The organism is Aureimonas mangrovi, from assembly GCF_014058705.1.
Classification (GTDB): domain Bacteria; phylum Pseudomonadota; class Alphaproteobacteria; order Rhizobiales; family Rhizobiaceae; genus Aureimonas; species Aureimonas mangrovi.
The window spans coordinates 2,074,613-2,090,786 of sequence record NZ_CP059692.1; the positions used below are offsets into that span (position 1 = coordinate 2,074,613).

19 protein-coding genes are annotated in these 16,174 nt (G+C 67.2%); 15 read left to right on the plus strand and 4 right to left on the minus strand.

The features are described 5' to 3' along the window. The first annotated feature begins 30 nt into the window (after positions 1-30). Complete coding sequence (locus H1343_RS09855) at positions 31-1,017, plus strand: branched-chain amino acid ABC transporter permease (protein WP_185982749.1); 987 nt, start codon at positions 31-33, stop codon at positions 1,015-1,017. 1 nt (position 1,018) lies between these two features. Continuing rightward, the gene (locus tag H1343_RS09860; RefSeq protein WP_185982750.1) at positions 1,019-2,320 is read left to right on the plus strand and encodes a branched-chain amino acid ABC transporter permease; all 1,302 of its coding nucleotides are present in this window, start codon (positions 1,019-1,021) and stop codon (positions 2,318-2,320) included. 78 nt (positions 2,321-2,398) lie between these two features. On the opposite strand, the gene H1343_RS09865 is transcribed toward H1343_RS09860, so the two are convergent. Further along, a complete protein-coding gene (locus tag H1343_RS09865; RefSeq protein WP_185982751.1) occupies positions 2,399-3,601 on the minus strand; it encodes an ABC transporter substrate-binding protein in 1,203 nt (400 codons plus the stop codon). 129 nt (positions 3,602-3,730) lie between these two features. Here H1343_RS09865 and H1343_RS09870 point away from each other — a divergent pair, with 129 nt between their 5' ends. From H1343_RS09870 to H1343_RS09890, 5 genes are all read left to right on the plus strand, one after another. Continuing rightward, positions 3,731-4,786: a branched-chain amino acid ABC transporter substrate-binding protein gene (locus H1343_RS09870; RefSeq protein WP_185982752.1), complete on the plus strand. Its 1,056-nt coding sequence runs from the start codon at positions 3,731-3,733 to the stop codon at positions 4,784-4,786. Further along, on the plus strand, positions 4,783-5,784 hold the full coding sequence (locus H1343_RS09875) for a P1 family peptidase (RefSeq protein ID WP_185982753.1): 1,002 nt from the start codon (positions 4,783-4,785) through the stop codon (positions 5,782-5,784). Before H1343_RS09870 ends, H1343_RS09875 begins: the two co-directional genes overlap by 4 nt. After that, entirely contained in the window at positions 5,781-6,503 is a 723-nt protein-coding gene (locus H1343_RS09880) for a DUF2259 domain-containing protein (protein ID WP_185982754.1), read from the plus strand. The genes H1343_RS09875 and H1343_RS09880 overlap by 4 nt, the downstream gene beginning before the upstream one ends. A gap of 61 nt (positions 6,504-6,564) precedes the next feature. Beyond that, entirely contained in the window at positions 6,565-7,866 is a 1,302-nt protein-coding gene (purB, locus tag H1343_RS09885; RefSeq protein WP_185982755.1) for an adenylosuccinate lyase, read from the plus strand. Positions 7,867-7,991: 125 nt separating this feature from the next. After that, positions 7,992-8,366 (plus strand): hypothetical protein, encoded by a 375-nt coding sequence (locus H1343_RS09890; RefSeq protein ID WP_185982756.1) that lies wholly within the window; start codon positions 7,992-7,994, stop codon positions 8,364-8,366. 61 nt (positions 8,367-8,427) lie between these two features. On the opposite strand, the gene H1343_RS09895 is transcribed toward H1343_RS09890, so the two are convergent. Further along, complete coding sequence (locus H1343_RS09895) at positions 8,428-9,207, minus strand: endonuclease/exonuclease/phosphatase family protein (RefSeq protein WP_185982757.1); 780 nt, start codon at positions 9,205-9,207, stop codon at positions 8,428-8,430. 385 nt (positions 9,208-9,592) lie between these two features. Here H1343_RS09895 and cls point away from each other — a divergent pair, with 385 nt between their 5' ends. Both cls and H1343_RS09905 read left to right on the plus strand, forming a co-directional pair. Beyond that, positions 9,593-11,032, plus strand: coding sequence for a cardiolipin synthase (gene cls / locus H1343_RS09900; RefSeq protein WP_185982758.1), 1,440 nt, complete (start codon positions 9,593-9,595; stop codon positions 11,030-11,032). A gap of 45 nt (positions 11,033-11,077) precedes the next feature. Continuing rightward, positions 11,078-11,644, plus strand: a complete 567-nt coding sequence (locus H1343_RS09905; protein WP_185982759.1) for an RBBP9/YdeN family alpha/beta hydrolase — start codon at positions 11,078-11,080, stop codon at positions 11,642-11,644. 3 nt (positions 11,645-11,647) lie between these two features. On the opposite strand, the gene H1343_RS09910 is transcribed toward H1343_RS09905, so the two are convergent. After that, a complete protein-coding gene (locus H1343_RS09910) occupies positions 11,648-12,400 on the minus strand; it encodes an HpcH/HpaI aldolase family protein (RefSeq protein ID WP_185982760.1) in 753 nt (250 codons plus the stop codon). Positions 12,401-12,404: 4 nt separating this feature from the next. Beyond that, positions 12,405-12,722, minus strand: coding sequence for a DUF1476 domain-containing protein (locus tag H1343_RS09915; protein WP_185982761.1), 318 nt, complete (start codon positions 12,720-12,722; stop codon positions 12,405-12,407). A gap of 191 nt (positions 12,723-12,913) precedes the next feature. On the opposite strand from H1343_RS09915, the gene purC reads away from it, so the two are divergent. The 6 genes from purC to H1343_RS09945 all read left to right on the plus strand — a co-directional run bounded on the left by purC (position 12,914) and on the right by H1343_RS09945 (position 16,138). Beyond that, positions 12,914-13,678 carry a phosphoribosylaminoimidazolesuccinocarboxamide synthase gene (gene purC / locus H1343_RS09920; RefSeq protein ID WP_185985591.1) on the plus strand — a complete coding sequence of 255 codons (765 nt, stop codon included), beginning with the start codon at positions 12,914-12,916 and terminating at the stop codon, positions 13,676-13,678. Positions 13,679-13,751: 73 nt separating this feature from the next. Beyond that, entirely contained in the window at positions 13,752-13,991 is a 240-nt protein-coding gene (gene purS / locus H1343_RS09925; protein ID WP_185982762.1) for a phosphoribosylformylglycinamidine synthase subunit PurS, read from the plus strand. A 7-nt stretch (positions 13,992-13,998) separates the two neighbouring features. Then, positions 13,999-14,682: a phosphoribosylformylglycinamidine synthase subunit PurQ gene (gene purQ, locus H1343_RS09930; RefSeq protein ID WP_185982763.1), complete on the plus strand. Its 684-nt coding sequence runs from the start codon at positions 13,999-14,001 to the stop codon at positions 14,680-14,682. Continuing rightward, positions 14,679-15,071 carry a hypothetical protein gene (locus tag H1343_RS09935; RefSeq protein ID WP_246332926.1) on the plus strand — a complete coding sequence of 131 codons (393 nt, stop codon included), beginning with the start codon at positions 14,679-14,681 and terminating at the stop codon, positions 15,069-15,071. Before purQ ends, H1343_RS09935 begins: the two co-directional genes overlap by 4 nt. A 21-nt stretch (positions 15,072-15,092) precedes the next feature. Then, positions 15,093-15,719 carry a hypothetical protein gene (locus tag H1343_RS09940; RefSeq protein WP_185982764.1) on the plus strand — a complete coding sequence of 209 codons (627 nt, stop codon included), beginning with the start codon at positions 15,093-15,095 and terminating at the stop codon, positions 15,717-15,719. A 38-nt stretch (positions 15,720-15,757) separates the two neighbouring features. Further along, positions 15,758-16,138, plus strand: coding sequence for a hypothetical protein (locus H1343_RS09945; RefSeq protein ID WP_185982765.1), 381 nt, complete (start codon positions 15,758-15,760; stop codon positions 16,136-16,138). The last annotated feature ends 36 nt before the right edge of the window (positions 16,139-16,174 follow it).

Here is a 16,174-nt window from a genome sequence, read left to right on the forward strand (position 1 = left end):
GAACCGAACTCCAATCGCCCGGGCAATCCTTTGGACGAGCTAGTCTTCCTCATCAATCGCGGCGTCATCGGCGGGCTGATCCTCGGCTCGGTCTACGCGCTTGGCGCGGTCGGCGTGACGCTGATCTTCGGCATCCTGCGCTTTGCCCATTTCGCCCACGGCGACATGATGACGGCAGGCGCCTTCTTCGCCTTCATGCTCGCTGCGCTTCTCGCCTCCTTCGGCGTCGATCTGCCGGTGCCGCTCGCGCTGGCGCTCCTGCCTGTCGTCATGGGCCTGACGGCGCTCTTCGCCATCGGGCTCGATAAGGCGTTCTACAAGCCGCTGCGCGACAAGGGCGCCCGCCCCGTCGTGCTCGTGATGGCCTCGATCGGCGTCACCTTGATGCTGCAGGGTCTCATCCGCCTCTTCGCCGGCACCGGCACGCGCGACATGTATCTGAACGCACCGAAGGACATCTTCCGCATCCCCACCGGCGGTCGGCCGATCGTCGTCACCGAGCCGCAGATCTGGCTGATCTTGCTGACGATCCTCGCCGTCGTCGCACTGCACTTCTTCCTGACGCGTTCGCGCCTGGGCAAGGCGATGCGCGCCGTCTCCGACAACCCGGAACTCGCACGCGTAACCGGCATCCCGCTGGAAACGGTGGTGAAGGCGACATGGATCATCGGCGGCGGGCTCGCGGCGCTCGCCGGCACCATGCTGGCGCTCGACGTCTCATTGCGCGCCGACCTCGCCTACAACATGCTCCTGCCGATCTTCGCGGCCGCCATCCTCGGCGGCATCGGCCAGCCCTACGGGGCAATCGCCGGCGGCTTCATCATCGGCTTCGCGGAGACCTTCGCGATCTTCAACTTCTCGGTGATCCTGCGCCCGCTGGCCGACATCCTGCCTTTCGCGGTGCCGGCGAGCCTCGCGGTGGTGCCCACCGAATATCGCCTCGTCGTGCCCTTCGTGATCCTCGTCGTGGTTCTGATCTACCGGCCCACCGGCATCTTCAAGGGAAGGGTTTTCTGAGATGACGATCCTCACCCCCACCGAAGACCGCCGGCCGAAGCGCTCCTACCGCCGCGACATCGCGCTCTTCGCCGGGCTCGGCGTCCTCGTCGCGCTCGTCTACGCGCTGCAGGGTTCGGCCTACGCCACGCGCATGCTGGTGGAGGCGGCCGCCTACGCGATCATCGCGATCGGCCTCAACATCCAGTGGGGCTATGCCGGCCTCTTCAACGTCGGCGTCATGGGCTTCATCATGGCCGGAGCCTTCGCCTCCGTCCTCTTCACCTTCCCGGTGAACGAGGCGTTCTGGGCATCCGACGGCGCGCCGATGCTCGGCATCGCGATCCTCTGGCTGATTGGGGCCATCGCCTTCGTCGGCCTCGTGGCGCAGGGGCGGCGCATCGGCCTGCCGCAGGGGCTCGTCACGGCGCTGACGATCATCGCCGGCGCCGTCGCCTTCATGGTCGTCTCGGCCAAGTTCGACGCGCCGACGACGCTGATCGAGCGCGAGGCGGGCTTCATCGGCGGCTTCGGCCTGCCGGTGCTGGTCGGCTGGGTCGCAGCGGGCGTCGTCGCCGGACTCATCGCCTGGGTCGTCGGCAAGATCTGCCTCGGTCTGCGGGCGGACTACCTCGCCATCGCAACGCTCGGCATCGCTCAGATCATCAAGACCTTCCTGCGCAACGCCGACTGGCTGACGCGGGGAACGCTGACCGTCTCGCCCCTGCCCTGGCCGACGCCGACGGTGCAGGAACTCGGCTTCCTCTGGGCGCGCGGGTTCTACCTGGCGCTGACGGCTGTGATCCTCCTCGTCGTGTATCTTCTCGTGCAGCGCGCCTACCACGCGCCCTGGGGCCGGATGATGCGCGCCATCCGCGACAACGAGGACGCCGCGTCCTCGATGGGCAAGAACGTCAACGGGCGCCGGCTGGAGATCTTCATCCTCGGCTGCGTCCTGATCGGCATCGGCGGCGCGATCCTCGTCCATTTCGGTTCGATCTTCGATCCGTCCGGCTTCGTCGACCTCAACCACACCTTCCTCGTCTGGGTCATGGTGATCCTCGGCGGCGCGGGCAACAATCGCGGCGCGATCTTCGGCGCGGTGCTCGTCTACATCATCTGGGTGATGTCGGAACCTGCGGCGCTCGCGCTGTTTGGTCTTGCGCGTGACTGGGGCAACCAGTTGTTCGGCTGGGTGGCGCCGGGCGATCTCGACAGCCGCGCCCTGCAGATGCGCGTCTTCGTCATCGGCCTGACGATCACGCTCGTCCTCCGCTTCGCCCCGCACGGCGTCCTGCCCGAGCGCCTGCGCGGCCGCGACTGAAGACGATTGATCGCCGACAAACGAGAAGGGCCCCGGACGTCGCCGTCCGGGGCCCTTCTCGTTTCATTCGTCGAGAATCTACTCGGCCGGGCCGACGACGACGATCGTGCCGTTCTCGACGGTCACCTCGTCATACGAACCCGGCACGTCGCCATTGTCGTCGAAGTCGATCGCGCCGGACGCGCCCTCGTAGTTGATGTCCGTGCCGGCCGCGATCAGCTCCTTGGCCTTGGCCCACTCACCCGGCAGGATCACCTCGCCAGGCTCGGACGTGACGGCGCGCAGAGCCTCGTTGAGGCCCTCACGCGAGCCGCCGTTCTGCTCGATCGCCAGGAGCAGCGCGAAGGCCGCATCGTAGGAGGTCGCCGCGTAGGTCGCCTCGGGATCGAGGTTCGCGCCAGCCGCAGCTTCCGCGAAGGCGCCTGCGCCGGCCGCCTGCGACCCGCCCGGACGAGTCAGGATCAGCGTCTCGTCGCCGCCCGTCACGTTGGTGAGGTTCGCGCCCACCATGCCGTCGCCGCCGATGAAGGTGGAGAAGTCGCCTGTCTCGCGCGACTGCTGGACGATGCGCCCGCCCGAGCCGTCGACATAGGCGAGCACCACCAGCGCGTCGGCGCCCGTCGAAGCGAGCGAGCCGATCTCGGCTCGGTAGTCGGCCTTGCCGTCCTCATGCGCTTCTGAGGTGAGCACCGTCCCGCCTTCGGCCTCGAAGGCCGCCTGGAACGCCTGCGCGAAGCCCGTGCCATAGTCGTTGTTGACGTAGGTGATCGCCACGCTGTCGATGTCCTGCGAGCGCGCGACGCGTGCCAGAACCTCGCCCTGATAGGCATCGGACGGGGCCGTGCGGAAAACGAGGTCGTTGTCCTCGAGCGCGGTGACGGCCGGCGAGGTGGAGGCCGGCGAAACCATGACGACACCGGCGGGGATGGCGGCGGCGTTGGCGGCGGCGATCGTCGCGCCCGAGCACATGGCGCCGACGATGGCGACGACGGCGTCCGAATTCACCTGCGCGTCGGCCGCGTTCGAGGCGCGCTGGGCGTCGATGCAGCCATCGTCGCCGATCACGAGCTCGACCTGACGATCTTCTCCGATGCCGCCGCCTTCATTGACCTGCGAAACCGCAAGGCGCGCGGCGTCGGTGATCGGAGGCATCAGGCTCTCGATCGGGCCGGTGATGCCGCCGATGAAGCCGAGGCGGACGGGCCCGTCCTGCGCTAGCGTCGAGGCGGTGCTGAGGGCGAGCGCGGCGGCGGTCAGCGCGAGGATGGACCTGGTCTTCATGAAGGAATCTCCCTGGGCCGCCGTTCATCGGCGTGCAACGGGCGGACTAAACAAGGGCAGTGGCCCTGAATCAAGGGACGAACCGACGCGCTCTCGCCTGATCGTAAAGGCTCCGCTAGGATCGACGTCATGTCGCTCCGCCCCGCCCTTCTCGCCGTTCTTGTCGCTGGCATCGCTCCTGCTTCTGCGCAGGCCCAGGAGGCACGTCCGATCGGCGTCGTCGCGCCGCTGTCCGGGCCGTCGGAGATCCTCGGCCGGCAGGTCGTGGCGGGAGCGGCGGGAGCCATCGGAGCGCGAAGACCGCTCATCGCGGCCGACGACGAATGCACGGCAGAGGGTGGCGCGAGCGCCGCGCGCGAGTTCGTGCGACAGGAGGTTGCCGCGGTCGTCGGTTTCCTCTGCACCGCGGCCATCGAGGCGGCTCTGCCGATCCTGACGGACGCGCAGATCCCGGTGATCGACATCGGTGTCCGCGCCAACCGGCTGACGGACCGCCGCGAGCGGACCGGGCAACTCGTCTGGCGGCTCGCCCCCCGCTCAGACGACGAGGCCGACGCCATCGCCGATTTCGTGCGCGAGAACTGGCGCGACGTGCCCTTCGGCATCATCGAGGACGGCTCGGCCTATGGCCGCGACCTCGCCGACGAGGTGCGCGCGCGGCTCGGACCCGAATCGATCGAGCCGGCCCTCGTCGACAACTACCGCCCAGCCGAAGAGCGCCAGTTCGGCCTCGCGCGGCGCATCGCGCAGAGCGGCGTCACGCGCATCCTCGCTTTCGGGGCGCGCACGGATATCGCCGTTATCGCGCGTGACGCGGGCGAAGTCGGGGTCACGCTCGACATCGTCGGCGGCGAATCGCTGCTCGACGCGCCGGGCGAGGACGTCGAACTTCCGCAGGGCGTGCGCGCGCTGGCCGCCAACGAGGACGCGCTGGCTCTTCCCGGCACCGCCGAGAATTCGAGCGTCGTCGCCGAAGGCTACTACGCTCCGGCCTTCGCCGGCGCGCAGGTGGCGTTGCAGGCGCTGGACCGAGTGCCCCAGGCTCCCGCCGAAGCCTTGAACACCGCGACGTTCGACACCGTGCTCGGCCCGGTGCGCTTTGACGCTGCCGGCGATGCGGAGCGCGACTTCTTCAACCTCCTTGTCTGGGATGGCGAACGCTTCGTGCCCGCCCCGCAATCTTGATGAGGCCCGGTGGACGCAATCTCCTGACCGACGTCGCTGGCCTTCTCGTCGGCCACGCCGGCGACGCGCGGTTGAAAAGCGGCTCCACCGTCGTGATCGCGGAGCCCGCAGCCACCGCCGGCGTCGCCATTCTCGGCGGCGCACCGGGGACGCGCGAGACGGACCTCCTCGCGCCGGAAAACACCGTCGAGGTGGTTGACGCGCTGGTCCTGTCCGGCGGCTCGGCCTTCGGGCTGGACGCGGCCAGCGGCGCGCAGGCGTTCCTGCGCGAGAGCGGGCGCGGCTTCGAGGTGGCGGGTCATCGCGTGCCGATCGTCCCGTCGGCGATCCTGTTCGACCTCGCCAATGGCGGCGACAAGAGCTGGAGCCGCTTCTCGCCCTATCGCGAACTCGGCTACGAAGCGGCGGCGAACGCGGCGCAGTACTTCGAGGCCGGCAGCGTCGGCGCCGGGACGGGGGCGACGACGGCGAACGTGAAGGGCGGGCTCGGCTCGGCCTCGCTCGTCCTGTCGAGCGGCCTGACAGTGGCCGCGCTCGTCGCCGTCAATGCCGTCGGCTCGCCGCTGATCGGCGACAGCCGTTATTTCTGGGCCGCGCCTTTCGAGGTGGGCGGCGAGTTTGGCGGCCTCGGTTGGCCCGCATCGCTCCCGGCTGACGCTGCGGCCCCACGCACCAAGCTCGGCGCGCGGGCCGGCGCCAACACGACCATCGCCGTCATCGCGACGGACGCGATTCTGACCAAGGCGGCAGCGCGGCGTCTCGCGATCGCGGCGCATGACGGCTTCGCACGCGCACTCTGGCCGGCGCACACCGATTTCGACGGCGATCTCGTCTTCGCGCTCGCGACCGGGGCGAGCGGCATCGCACCCGATCCGCTCCAGACGATCGAACTCGCCGCGGGCGCCGCGAGCGCAATGGCTCGGGCGATCGCGCGTGGCGTCTACTCCGCCACGCCGGCCGAGGGCGACACGCTACCATGCTGGAGTACGCTTCGATGAAGACGCGCCTGGGAGCCATCCTCGCGCTGCTCGCCTCGCCGGCCGCGGCGGGCGATGTCGCGACGCTGAACTCGCTGGGCTTTTCGGGCGACGGCCGCGTCTTCGCCTTCGAGCAGTACGGTATTCAGGACGGCTCGGGCTTCCCCTACGCTGAGATCTTCTTCGTCGATCTCGACGAGGACCGCTTTCTCGCCCCCTCGCCCGTGCGCGTGCGGCTGGAGGACAACGGAGACAGTGTGGAGGAAGCCCGCGCGGAGGCACGCCGGCAGGCAGTCACCCTCTTCGACGAGCATGCGCCGGAGCAGAACCCCGGTCACCTCGCCGCCGCCAATCCGCCGACCGAGCTTTCGGCTGATCCGCAGCGCGTCGTCTTCCTGCCCCGCGCGATCGAGCCGCCGATCGACGTGCCGATCGAACTGCGCATTTCGCTCTTCAACGTACCGGGGGCTCCCGACTATTGCGCAGACCTCGGCCACAGCCCGGCAGGCTTCCGACTGACGCGGATTGCAGCCGATGCCGGCGAGACGGCAACGCTTTTGCATGAGGACGAGGCCCTCCCCGAAAGCCGCAACTGCGCCTACGACTACCGGCTCGCGGAAATCCGTGTCGCCGCGAACGGCCTCGAAGAGATGCGCGCCGTTGCGCTGATCGGGGTCAAGAGCGTCGGTTTTGAAGGGCCGGATATGCGCTACATCGCGGTTCCCGTGCCTTTGGATTGAGGCGCCCGCGATGCTCTGTTAGAGGCAGGCCTTCCCTTCCGCACGCAGAAAGCCCACGCCGATGATCCCCCGCTACTCCCGCCCCGAGATGGTGTCCGTCTGGTCGCAGGAGACGAAGTTCAGGATCTGGTTCGAGATCGAGGCGCATGCCTGCGACGCCCTCGCCGAGATCGGCGTCATCCCGAAGGAAGCCGCCCGGACGATCTGGGAGAAAGGCGGGGCGGCGACCTTCGATGTCGATCGCATCGACGAGATCGAGCGCGAGACCAAGCACGACGTCATCGCCTTCCTGACGCATCTGGCCGAATTCGTCGGCCCCGACTCGCGCTTCGTCCATCAGGGCATGACGTCGTCCGACGTTCTCGACACCTGTTTCAACGTGCAGCTCGTGCGCGCCTCCGAGATCCTCCTCGCCGATCTCGACGCCCTGCTGGCGGCCCTAAAGCGCCGCGCGATGGAGCATAAGGACACGATCACGATCGGTCGCTCGCACGGCATCCACGCCGAGCCGACGACTTTCGGCGTCAAGCTGGCGCTGGCCTATGCCGAGTTCGAGCGCTGCCGTGAGCGCCTCGTCCACGCCCGCGAAGAGGTCGCCACCTGCGCCATCTCCGGGGCCGTCGGCACCTTCGCCAATATCGACCCGCGCGTGGAGGAGCATGTCGCCAAGGCCCTCGGCCTGAAGCCCGAGCCCGTGTCCACGCAGGTCATCCCGCGCGACCGGCACGCCATGTTCTTCGCAACGCTCGGCGTCATCGCCTCCTCGGTCGAGCGGCTCGCCGTCGAGGTCCGGCACCTGCAGCGCACCGAGGTTCTGGAGGCGGAGGAGTATTTCTCGCCCGGCCAGAAGGGCTCCTCGGCCATGCCCCACAAGCGGAACCCGGTGCTGACCGAGAATCTGACGGGCCTTGCCCGCATGGTGCGCTCCTACGCCCTGCCAGCGATGGAAAATGTCGCCCTCTGGCACGAGCGTGACATCTCGCACTCTTCCGTCGAGCGCATGATCGGACCGGACGCGACGGTCACGCTCGACTTCGCGCTGGCGCGCCTCACAGGCGTCGTCGACAAGCTCCTCGTCTACCCTGAGCGGATGGAGAAGAACCTCAACCAGTTCAAGGGCCTCGTGCATTCGCAGCGAGTGCTTCTTGCGCTGACGCAGGCTGGCCTCAGCCGCGAGGATTCCTACCGCCTCGTCCAGCGCAACGCCATGAAGGTCTGGGAGCACGGCGCTGACTTCCTAGAAGAGCTTCTGGCCGACAAGGAAGTCACGGCAGCCCTTTCGGAAGAGCAAATCCGCGAGAAGTTCGACCTCGGCTATCACACCAAGCATGTCGATACGATCTTCCGCCGGGTGTTCGGATGAAAACTGCGCTCTAGTTCCAGTTTCCGAGAGCGCGTGACCGGAACCGGCGCGCGCTCCGGGGCCTCGGCCCTTGAGGAAACGGCAAGGCGCCGATCTCGCGCGCCGGAACTGACGGAGCACTGACCATGACGAACATCCCCCCCACCGATCCGGTCCCGCCCCGCGACCCGAACACCCGCGAGACGGTGACGCGCGAGACGGTGTCGTCGCGCGAATCGAGCGGGCCGAGCGCCATCTGGTTCATCCTCGGCGGCCTCGTCGTCGCGATCGTTCTCTACTTCCTGTTCTTCACGGGCACGCCCGATCCGGCGACCACCACCGGCGAATCCGGTGCGCCGGCCGTCGAGGAGACGGCGCCGCCCGAGGCGCCCGCCGCCGAGACCCCGGTCGAGCCTGCGCCGACCGCTCCGACGCCGCCGGCCACAGCGCCCGAGCCGGCTCCGACCCCGCCGGCCGAGCCCGCCGAGCCGGCCCCCGCAGCCCCTGCTCCGGCAAACTGATGCGCGAAAGGCCCCGCCAACCGGTGGGGCCTTTCCTCATTGCGCAGGTGGCTGCAAGGTGTCAGGCGGCGCGCACGGCCTGCGCGCTGGAGAGATTCGGGACGTCGAGGCAGAGCATGTCGTGGTCCGAGAAGGGCTGCGGCACGACCTCGATGGCACATGCGTCTGCGATGTCGGCCGAGACGAGGCAGGTGTCGAGGCTGGCCTGGTATGGGCCGAAACGGAAAGTCGGCCGGTCCGGCTCGTTCAGTCGAACGAAGCGGCCGTCTCCGGTCAGCGGTGCCAGTTCCCGGCAGCCGCGAAAGATGTTGAAGTCTCCCATCACGATCGTCGGCACGTCGCGCTCACGCGTCCATTCGGCAAGTTCCGCGAACTGGCGTTCGCGCACGCGGTAAAGCAGCGAACAATGCGCGATAAGGATACGCACGCCGTCCATGTCGATGTCGTAGACGAGGCGCTTCTTGCCATGAGACAGATGGCGCGCCTGGAACGCCAGCGGATGGTTCGCGAGGAAGGCGTTGGATTTGCCGCGTGAGATCGAGAAGCGGTGGAGCTTACGCCCCAGCGCATATTTCGAATCGATGCGCACGGTCGCGTGGTGGTCCTCGCGAAGGACGGGGAGCTGATCGAAGAAGCCGTTGGTCAACGACCCACGATCGATCTCCACGAAGCAGGACAGGTCCGGCTTCAGCTCGCGCAGCGTCTCCTTGACGAAGGTAAGGCTGCGGACCTGTGCCTGGCGCGGCGTGTAGATGTGGTGATGCACGCGCCCCACATGGTGGGCAATGGAACCGTCGATCTCGCGGGAGTATCCCAGATTGGCGTAGACGATGCGCGGCATGGGGCGTGCTCTCCGGGCCTTCGGCGCGTGCTGCCAGGGTCAGCACCCATCAGTACGGTCGAAATGGTGTGAGGTCATCCGTTCGGATGCGAGGAACGAGAGCACTGGAAGCCTTTCGGCTTTCAAGCCCTCGTGACGAAGCAGGCGGGCGGATGGACCACATCCGAAGGACACCGAAACGGCTTCGAGCTGCCATGTCGAACCCCTCGACCGGGGAACCACCCCGCCCTTCGCGCTTCTCCTCGCATCTCCTTGCCGCTTCCGGTGCCATTTCGATCGCACTAATGGGTGCTGACCCTAGATATGATATGTGGCGGAACGATGCGCCAGCCTTGAGGGTTGGCGCACGCCGATCGGGAATGTCCCGGTCGATCGGGGATGACGAATGGAATTCTTCAACGGCGCCTTCTGGGCCTATGCGCTCGCGATCGCGAACTGGACGATCATCTTCGGCGCCCTGATCTACATCCCCTTTCGCCGATCACCTGCCGCCGCTCAGAGCTGGCTTATCCTCTTCTTCTTCCTGCCCTGGGCGGCTCTGGTCATCTACCTCGCGCTCGGTCACGCCGAACATCCGCGGTGGCGCAAGAAGCGGCTGAAGGAAGTTCCCAGAATCATCGAGAAGGCGCTCGGCGACCTCTCGCTCGACCAGCGCGGTGGCTGCGACAATCTCGAGCCGCGCCACCGAATGGCCTCGACGCTGATCCGCAACATCGGCCGCCTGCCCTGCCTTTCCGGCAACGCGATTGACCTCGACGCCGACTACAACCGCGTCGTCGATCGTATCGCCGGAGACATCGACCGTGCGACGAACCATGCGCATGTGATGTTCTACATCCTTCAGGACGACGAAGCCGGCAACCGCGTCCTGAGCGCGCTGGAACGGGCGGTGAAGCGCGGCGTGACCTGCCGCCTTCTCGTCGACGCGATGGGCTCGCGCGCGGACCTTGCCAAGATTCGCAAGCGCCTGAAAGGCTCGGGTGTCAACCTGCGCGTGATCCTGCCGCTGTCGATCTGGAACCGCGCGACGCGCGCGGACCTGCGCAACCACCGCAAGATCGTGGTCATCGACGGGCTCATCGGCTGGGTCGGCTCGCAGAACATGCACCGCATCGAATACGAACCAAAAAGCTTCTACCGCGAGGTGATGGCGCGCGTCAGCGGCCCCGTCGTGCTCGAACTGCAGGCGATCTTCATCGGCGACTGGTATCTCGAGACGGAGGAGGACATCGCCTCGCCTGCCCTGATGCCGGCGCCGAGCGGCGAGCGTGCCGGCACGGCAATGGCGCAGGTGCTGCCGACGGGCCCGGACTACCCGGAGGCGCGGGTCGACATCCTGTTTACAGACCTGATCCATACGGCGCGCGAGAAGGTCGTGCTCGCCACGCCCTACTTCATTCCGAACGAGCCGTTGCTTCAGGCTATGGCGACGGCCGTTGCCAAGGGCGTGGAGGTGACGCTGTTCGTCACTTCGACGACCAACAGCAAGCTCATCGACCACGCGCAGCAGTCCTACTACGAGGAGCTCATGTCGTCGGGCGTCGAGGTGATGCAGTATCGCGAGCGCTTCCTGCACGCCAAGCACCTCTCGATCGACGACGACATCGCGATCGTGGGCTCGGCCAACATGGACCGGCGGTCTTTCGAGCTGAATTCCGAGGTCACGCTCGTCGCATACGACAAGCCGCTGGTGGAGCGGCTGCGCCGGATCGAGCGAGACTACCGTGGCAAGAGCCACCGCCTCGACCCGGTCGAATGGGAGAAGCGCGGCTTCTTCGTCAAGCTCGCCGAGAACGTCACGCGGCTCATCAGCCCGCTGCTGTGAGGCCGCAGACTTGACGCGGCGCGCGTCGCGATCCACTTGGCCGCGATGCGCGTTTCCCAAGCCGACATCATCATCGTGCCGGGCTACACCGGTTCTTCCGATCAGCACTGGCAGACCCGGTGGGAGCGCAAGCTCTCGACCGCGCGTCGCGTCGAACAGGCCGAGTGGTCGAAGCCGGTCGTCGAGGATTGGACACGTACGGTGGCCGATGTGGTGAACACGGCGGAAAAGCCGGTCGTTCTTGTCGCGCACTCGCTGGGCGTGCCGTCCGCGATCGGCGCGATCCCGCTGTTCCGTGTGCCCGTCGCCGGGGCTTTCCTCGTCGCACCGCCGGACATCGAGCGCGAGAACCTGCGGCCGAAGCACTTCCGTTCCTTCGGCCCCTATCCGCGCGATCCGCTGCCCTTCCCCTCGATGGTGATCGCCAGCCGCAATGACGAATTCTCCTCGATCGAGGCCGCGGAGGACATTGCGGCCGCCTGGGGCTCGGTCTTCGTTGACGCAGGCGAATCGGGGCACCTTAACGCCGAAAGCGGCCACGGCCCCTGGCCCGAGGGCCTTCTCACCTTCGGCAAGTTCCTGGCCCGCCTGCCGGCGCCGACGGACCAGTAGACGTCATCGCTCGACGCTGCCGGCCAAGCTGTCGGCGGCGCTCTTCAGCATCGCCATGTCGGACGAAATGCCGGCGAGATGGAAGCCTTGCGCCTTCGCGCGATGCGCAGCTTCGGCGTCCGACGCGTAGATTGAAGCGAACTTTCCGGCGGCAGCGACGCGATGCGCTATATGCGCCGTCAATTCGATCGTCTCGGCGCAGTTCGGGTCGAGTCGGCCCAGAAGCGCGACCGACAGGTCCGCCGGGCCGACGAGGACACCGTCGATCCCCTCGACGGCAAGGATCGCGTCGAGATCGCGATAGGCGGACTGCGTCTCGATCATGGCGAGCGTGAGCGTCGAATCATTCGCGGCCCGCATGTAGTCCGCCCCGATGCCGTAGCCGTGCAAGGCCACGGTTCGGCTCGGCCCGAAGGAGCGGTTGCCGAGCGGCGGGTACTTCGCGACATCGACGAAGGCCCGCGCATCCTCGACCGTCTCGATCATCGGCAGGATCACCGCCGCCGCGCCGAAGTCCAGCGCGCGTGACACGAAGGCGAGGTCGCCCACCGGCACTCGCACGATGGCCGGCTTGCCAGCGCGCGCCGCGATGGTGATGCCCGCTTCCATCGAGCGCACGTCGTGCATGCCGTGCTGCATGTCGAGGACGATCGCGTCGAACGACGCGGCCATCAGGCTTTCGAGAACGCCGGTATCCGGCAGCGACGACCAGGCGGAGAGACGGAACCCTCCGCCCCTCAGGGAGGGAATCGGCATGGCCTCAGGCCGCCGCGACCTGCGCCTCCGCCTCCACGAGAAGCTCGGCCAGATGGCGGCGGATCTGGTGGTCGGACTGATCGACATTCGCCGCGTCGAAATCGGCGCGAAGCTTGGCGAAGACGCCCTCGTCGCCCGGCCGCATGAAGCTCGCCTTCACGGTTTCCTGTGCGTACTCGTCTGCCTCGGCACCCGTCTTGCCGAGCTTTTCGGCCGCCCAGAGACCAACGAGCTTGTTGCGCCTCGCCTCGATCTTGAACTTCATCTCCTGATCGTGCGCATAGCGCGATTCGATGTCGTTACGGCGATCGTTGAGCGACATGAAGAGCCTCCTTTGAATTGCGATGTCAGCGCACTTAGGTGTGCGTCACCGATTTTGAAGACCGATCGCGCCGGCACCGCGGCGGAGCGGCAATTGTTTCACCGGCTTGTTTGGTCTATTCACCGGCCTTAACAGCTTTATCCGGTGCGGGCCTTTCCGCCCCGGTCAACCGTCACGATCGAGCATCCTCCATGACACGTCGCCGCCGGATCTACGAAGGCAAGGGCAAGATTCTCTACGAAGGCCCCGAGCCCGGCACGCTGGTTCAGTTCTTCAAGGACGATGCGACCGCCTTCAACAAGAAGAAGCATGAGGTTGTGGACGGCAAGGGCGTCCTGAACAACCGCATCTCGGAATACATCTTCACGCATCTGAACCGCATCGGCATTCCGACGCACTTCATCAAGCGGCTCAACATGCGCGAGCAGCTGATCAAGGAAGTCGAGATCATCCCTCTCGAGGTGGTGGTGCGTAACATCGCGGCGGGCTCGCTCGCCAAGCGCCTCGGCATCGAGGAAGGCACGGTGCTGCCGCGCTCGATCATCGAGTTCTACTACAAGGCCGACCAGCTCGACGATCCGATGGTGTCCGAAGAGCACATCACGGCCTTCGGCTGGGCGAGCCCGCAGGAGATCGATGACATCATGGCGCTGGCCATCCGTGTCAATGATTTCCTCTCCGGCCTTTTCCTCGGCGTCGGCATACAGCTCGTCGACTTCAAGATCGAGACCGGGCGCCTTTTCGAAGGCGACATGATGCGCATCATCGTCGCCGACGAGATCTCGCCCGATTCGTGCCGTCTGTGGGATGTCACCACCAACGACAAGCTCGACAAGGACCGCTTCCGCCGCGACATGGGCGGCCTCGTCGAGGCCTATCAGGAAGTGGCCCGCCGGCTCGGCATCATGAACGAGAACGAACCGCCCCGCCCTTCCGGGCCGGTGCTGGTCAAGTAAGGCGGCGACGGAAGTCGTCGAAACCGGCACCGGCTCTCAGGCTCGTATACTCGCAGGACAGACGGATCATTCCATGAAGGCGCGCATCCTCGTGACGCTCAAGAACGGCGTTCTCGACCCTCAAGGCAAGGCCATCGAAGGCGCGCTCGGCACGCTGGGCTTCGACGGCGTGGGCGCGGTGCGCCAGGGCAAGGTCTTCGACGTCGAGATCGCCGAAAGCGATCCTGACAAGGCGCGCGCCGCGCTCGACGCCATGTGCGAGAAGCTTCTCGCCAACACGGTGATCGAGAACTACGCCGTGGAGATCGTCTGACCCTGCCATGAAGACCGCCGTCGTCCTTCTCCCCGGCCTCAACCGCGACCGCGACATGATCGCCGCCCTGACGGCGATCACCGGCCAGCGCCCCGCGACCGTCTGGCAGACCGAGACCGAGGTGCCGGATGCGGACCTCATCGTCGTGCCGGGGGGGTTCTCCTTCGGCGACTATCTGCGCTGCGGGGCCATCGCCGCACGCTCTCCCGTCATGCGGGCCGTCGCCGAAAGGGCCGCCAGGGGCGTCCCGGTGCTTGGCGTGTGCAACGGGTTCCAGATCCTCTGCGAGGCCGGCCTCCTGCCCGGCGCGCTGATGCGCAACACGAGCCTCAACTTCGTCTGCCGCGAGGTGAAGCTCGAGATCGCGAATGCGCAGACACGCTTCACCACAGCCTACGAGCAAGGCCAGGTGATCCGCTGCCCGGTCGCCCACCACGATGGCAACTACTTCGCCGACGATGAGACGCTGGAGCGCGTCGAGGGCAACGGCCAGGTGGTGTTCCGCTATGCCGAGGGGACGAACCCGAACGGCGCGATCCGCGACATCGCCGGCGTCGTCAACGAGGCCGGCAACGTCCTCGGGCTGATGCCCCACCCGGAGAATCTCGTAGAGCCGGAGCATGGCGGCACAGACGGGCGAGGCATCTTCGAAAGCGTGCTCGGCATCGCGACCGCGCGAGAGGCCGCGTGAAACACGCCTTCGTAGGCGGGATCGTCGCGCTGATGCTCGGCGGCTGCGCCACGCAGGCGCCGACGCCCGGTCAAGGGGCGGCCGAGGATACCGGACTCGACCGGATGGAGCGCCTCACGCTTCTTGCCAACCGTTGCTGGATCCGCTCGGGCGATCCCGCCTTCTCGCGCTTCAGCCTGGCCCCCGAGCTTTCATCCTTCTCAGGCCGTCCCCGCTTCCTGCTCGTCCCGAAAGGGCGGGTGGAGGATCGGCCGCTTCTCGTCGTCGAGGGCCAGAGCGGCTCTCGCGAGGTCTCGACATATGGCCCTCTGCTGGGCGAGGCGGCAGGTTCGCGCATCCAGGCCGATGTAGACAGATGGGCCGGCGGCGGATCGTCCTGCACCGCCTGAGCAGTCCGACAACGGCCGATCATGTATCGTTTTTCCTCGCCCCGCCTTCTCGACCTCATGCTGGCCATGCTCGCATTCGGCGGTTCGGCGGCCATCATCGCGCTCTCGGACTGGCGCGGAGGCCTCTTCGTCGAGAACGGCCCGGTCGAGATGATGCAGGCGGCGCTCCTTTTCCTCGCCGCCTGCCTCTTCGTACGTGCCGGCTACAGGCTGCGCGAATGGGCCGGGCTCGCCGCGGTGGGCCTCGCCTGGATCTGCGTCCTGTTCCTGACGCGCGAGACGCCACGCTGCGCGAGCGACTTCTACGCATTCGGCCCATGCTTCGCAGATGGCTACAAGACGGCCGTCTTCGTGGCCTCCGCGCTGGCGGTCGTGCTTCTCGTCCTGGCGAACCCGACGCTGCGGCGAATGCGGCCAAGCGTGTCCTCCTTCGCCCGGCTTCGCCAGTTCCTGCCACGCCTCGTTCCGCTTATCCTGCCGGTTCCGCTGATCGTTCTCGGCCAGGTCGGGGAAGCGGTGGAATGGAACATTCTGGAGGAAACGGCCGAGTTGACCGCCTATGTCTTCCTGACACTCTGCGCCCTGCGGGCCGCGCAGGCTGGCGACATGCTTGGGCGCGATCATCAACTGGAGCCGGACAACTGCTGACCACCCTGCCCGACGCGCGCATCCTACGGCTGCCGACATTGCTTCTCGCCGTCGGCGCGGTGCTATCCGGCTGTGCGTCGAGTGATGCGCAGACGCCGCCCGCCCTCCGGCCGATCCCGCTGACGGCGTCCGAGATCGCCTATGTCGAACAGACGGCGGCGGTCGTCTATCGCCGTGCGAGCGTCGATCGGCTGGCGGGGCTTCTCTTCTCGGACGAGCGCGGCCACGGCGTGTGCGTGCGCTCACCGGCCGGCGCCGGCGATACCGCCGACTACACCCTCCTCGTACTCCAGCGCCGGGTCGTCGAAGACTTCATCTCGCAGGCCGACGACGACGTCCTGATCCTGCGTTCCGCCGCCGAGGCCGCGCCATGCCGACGGCTCGGTGCCGACCCGCGTCTGTGGGTGCGCGCCCGTTGAGCCACGCGGGGCTTCAATCGCGCGGCGCGCCGCGCT

Coding starts and splice junctions, on each gene's coding strand:
- H1343_RS09860 (WP_185982750.1), top strand. CDS start 1,019: ATGACGATCCTCACCCCCACCGAAGACCGCCGGCCGAAGCGCTCCTAC.
- H1343_RS09865 (WP_185982751.1), bottom strand. CDS start 3,601: ATGAAGACCAGGTCCATCCTCGCGCTGACCGCCGCCGCGCTCGCCCTC.
- H1343_RS09870 (WP_185982752.1), top strand. CDS start 3,731: ATGTCGCTCCGCCCCGCCCTTCTCGCCGTTCTTGTCGCTGGCATCGCT.
- H1343_RS09880 (WP_185982754.1), top strand. CDS start 5,781: ATGAAGACGCGCCTGGGAGCCATCCTCGCGCTGCTCGCCTCGCCGGCC.
- purB (WP_185982755.1), top strand. CDS start 6,565: ATGATCCCCCGCTACTCCCGCCCCGAGATGGTGTCCGTCTGGTCGCAG.
- H1343_RS09890 (WP_185982756.1), top strand. CDS start 7,992: ATGACGAACATCCCCCCCACCGATCCGGTCCCGCCCCGCGACCCGAAC.
- H1343_RS09895 (WP_185982757.1), bottom strand. CDS start 9,207: ATGCCGCGCATCGTCTACGCCAATCTGGGATACTCCCGCGAGATCGAC.
- cls (WP_185982758.1), top strand. CDS start 9,593: ATGGAATTCTTCAACGGCGCCTTCTGGGCCTATGCGCTCGCGATCGCG.
- H1343_RS09905 (WP_185982759.1), top strand. CDS start 11,078: ATGCGCGTTTCCCAAGCCGACATCATCATCGTGCCGGGCTACACCGGT.
- H1343_RS09910 (WP_185982760.1), bottom strand. CDS start 12,400: ATGCCGATTCCCTCCCTGAGGGGCGGAGGGTTCCGTCTCTCCGCCTGG.
- H1343_RS09915 (WP_185982761.1), bottom strand. CDS start 12,722: ATGTCGCTCAACGATCGCCGTAACGACATCGAATCGCGCTATGCGCAC.
- purC (WP_185985591.1), top strand. CDS start 12,914: ATGACACGTCGCCGCCGGATCTACGAAGGCAAGGGCAAGATTCTCTAC.
- purS (WP_185982762.1), top strand. CDS start 13,752: ATGAAGGCGCGCATCCTCGTGACGCTCAAGAACGGCGTTCTCGACCCT.
- purQ (WP_185982763.1), top strand. CDS start 13,999: ATGAAGACCGCCGTCGTCCTTCTCCCCGGCCTCAACCGCGACCGCGAC.
- H1343_RS09940 (WP_185982764.1), top strand. CDS start 15,093: ATGTATCGTTTTTCCTCGCCCCGCCTTCTCGACCTCATGCTGGCCATG.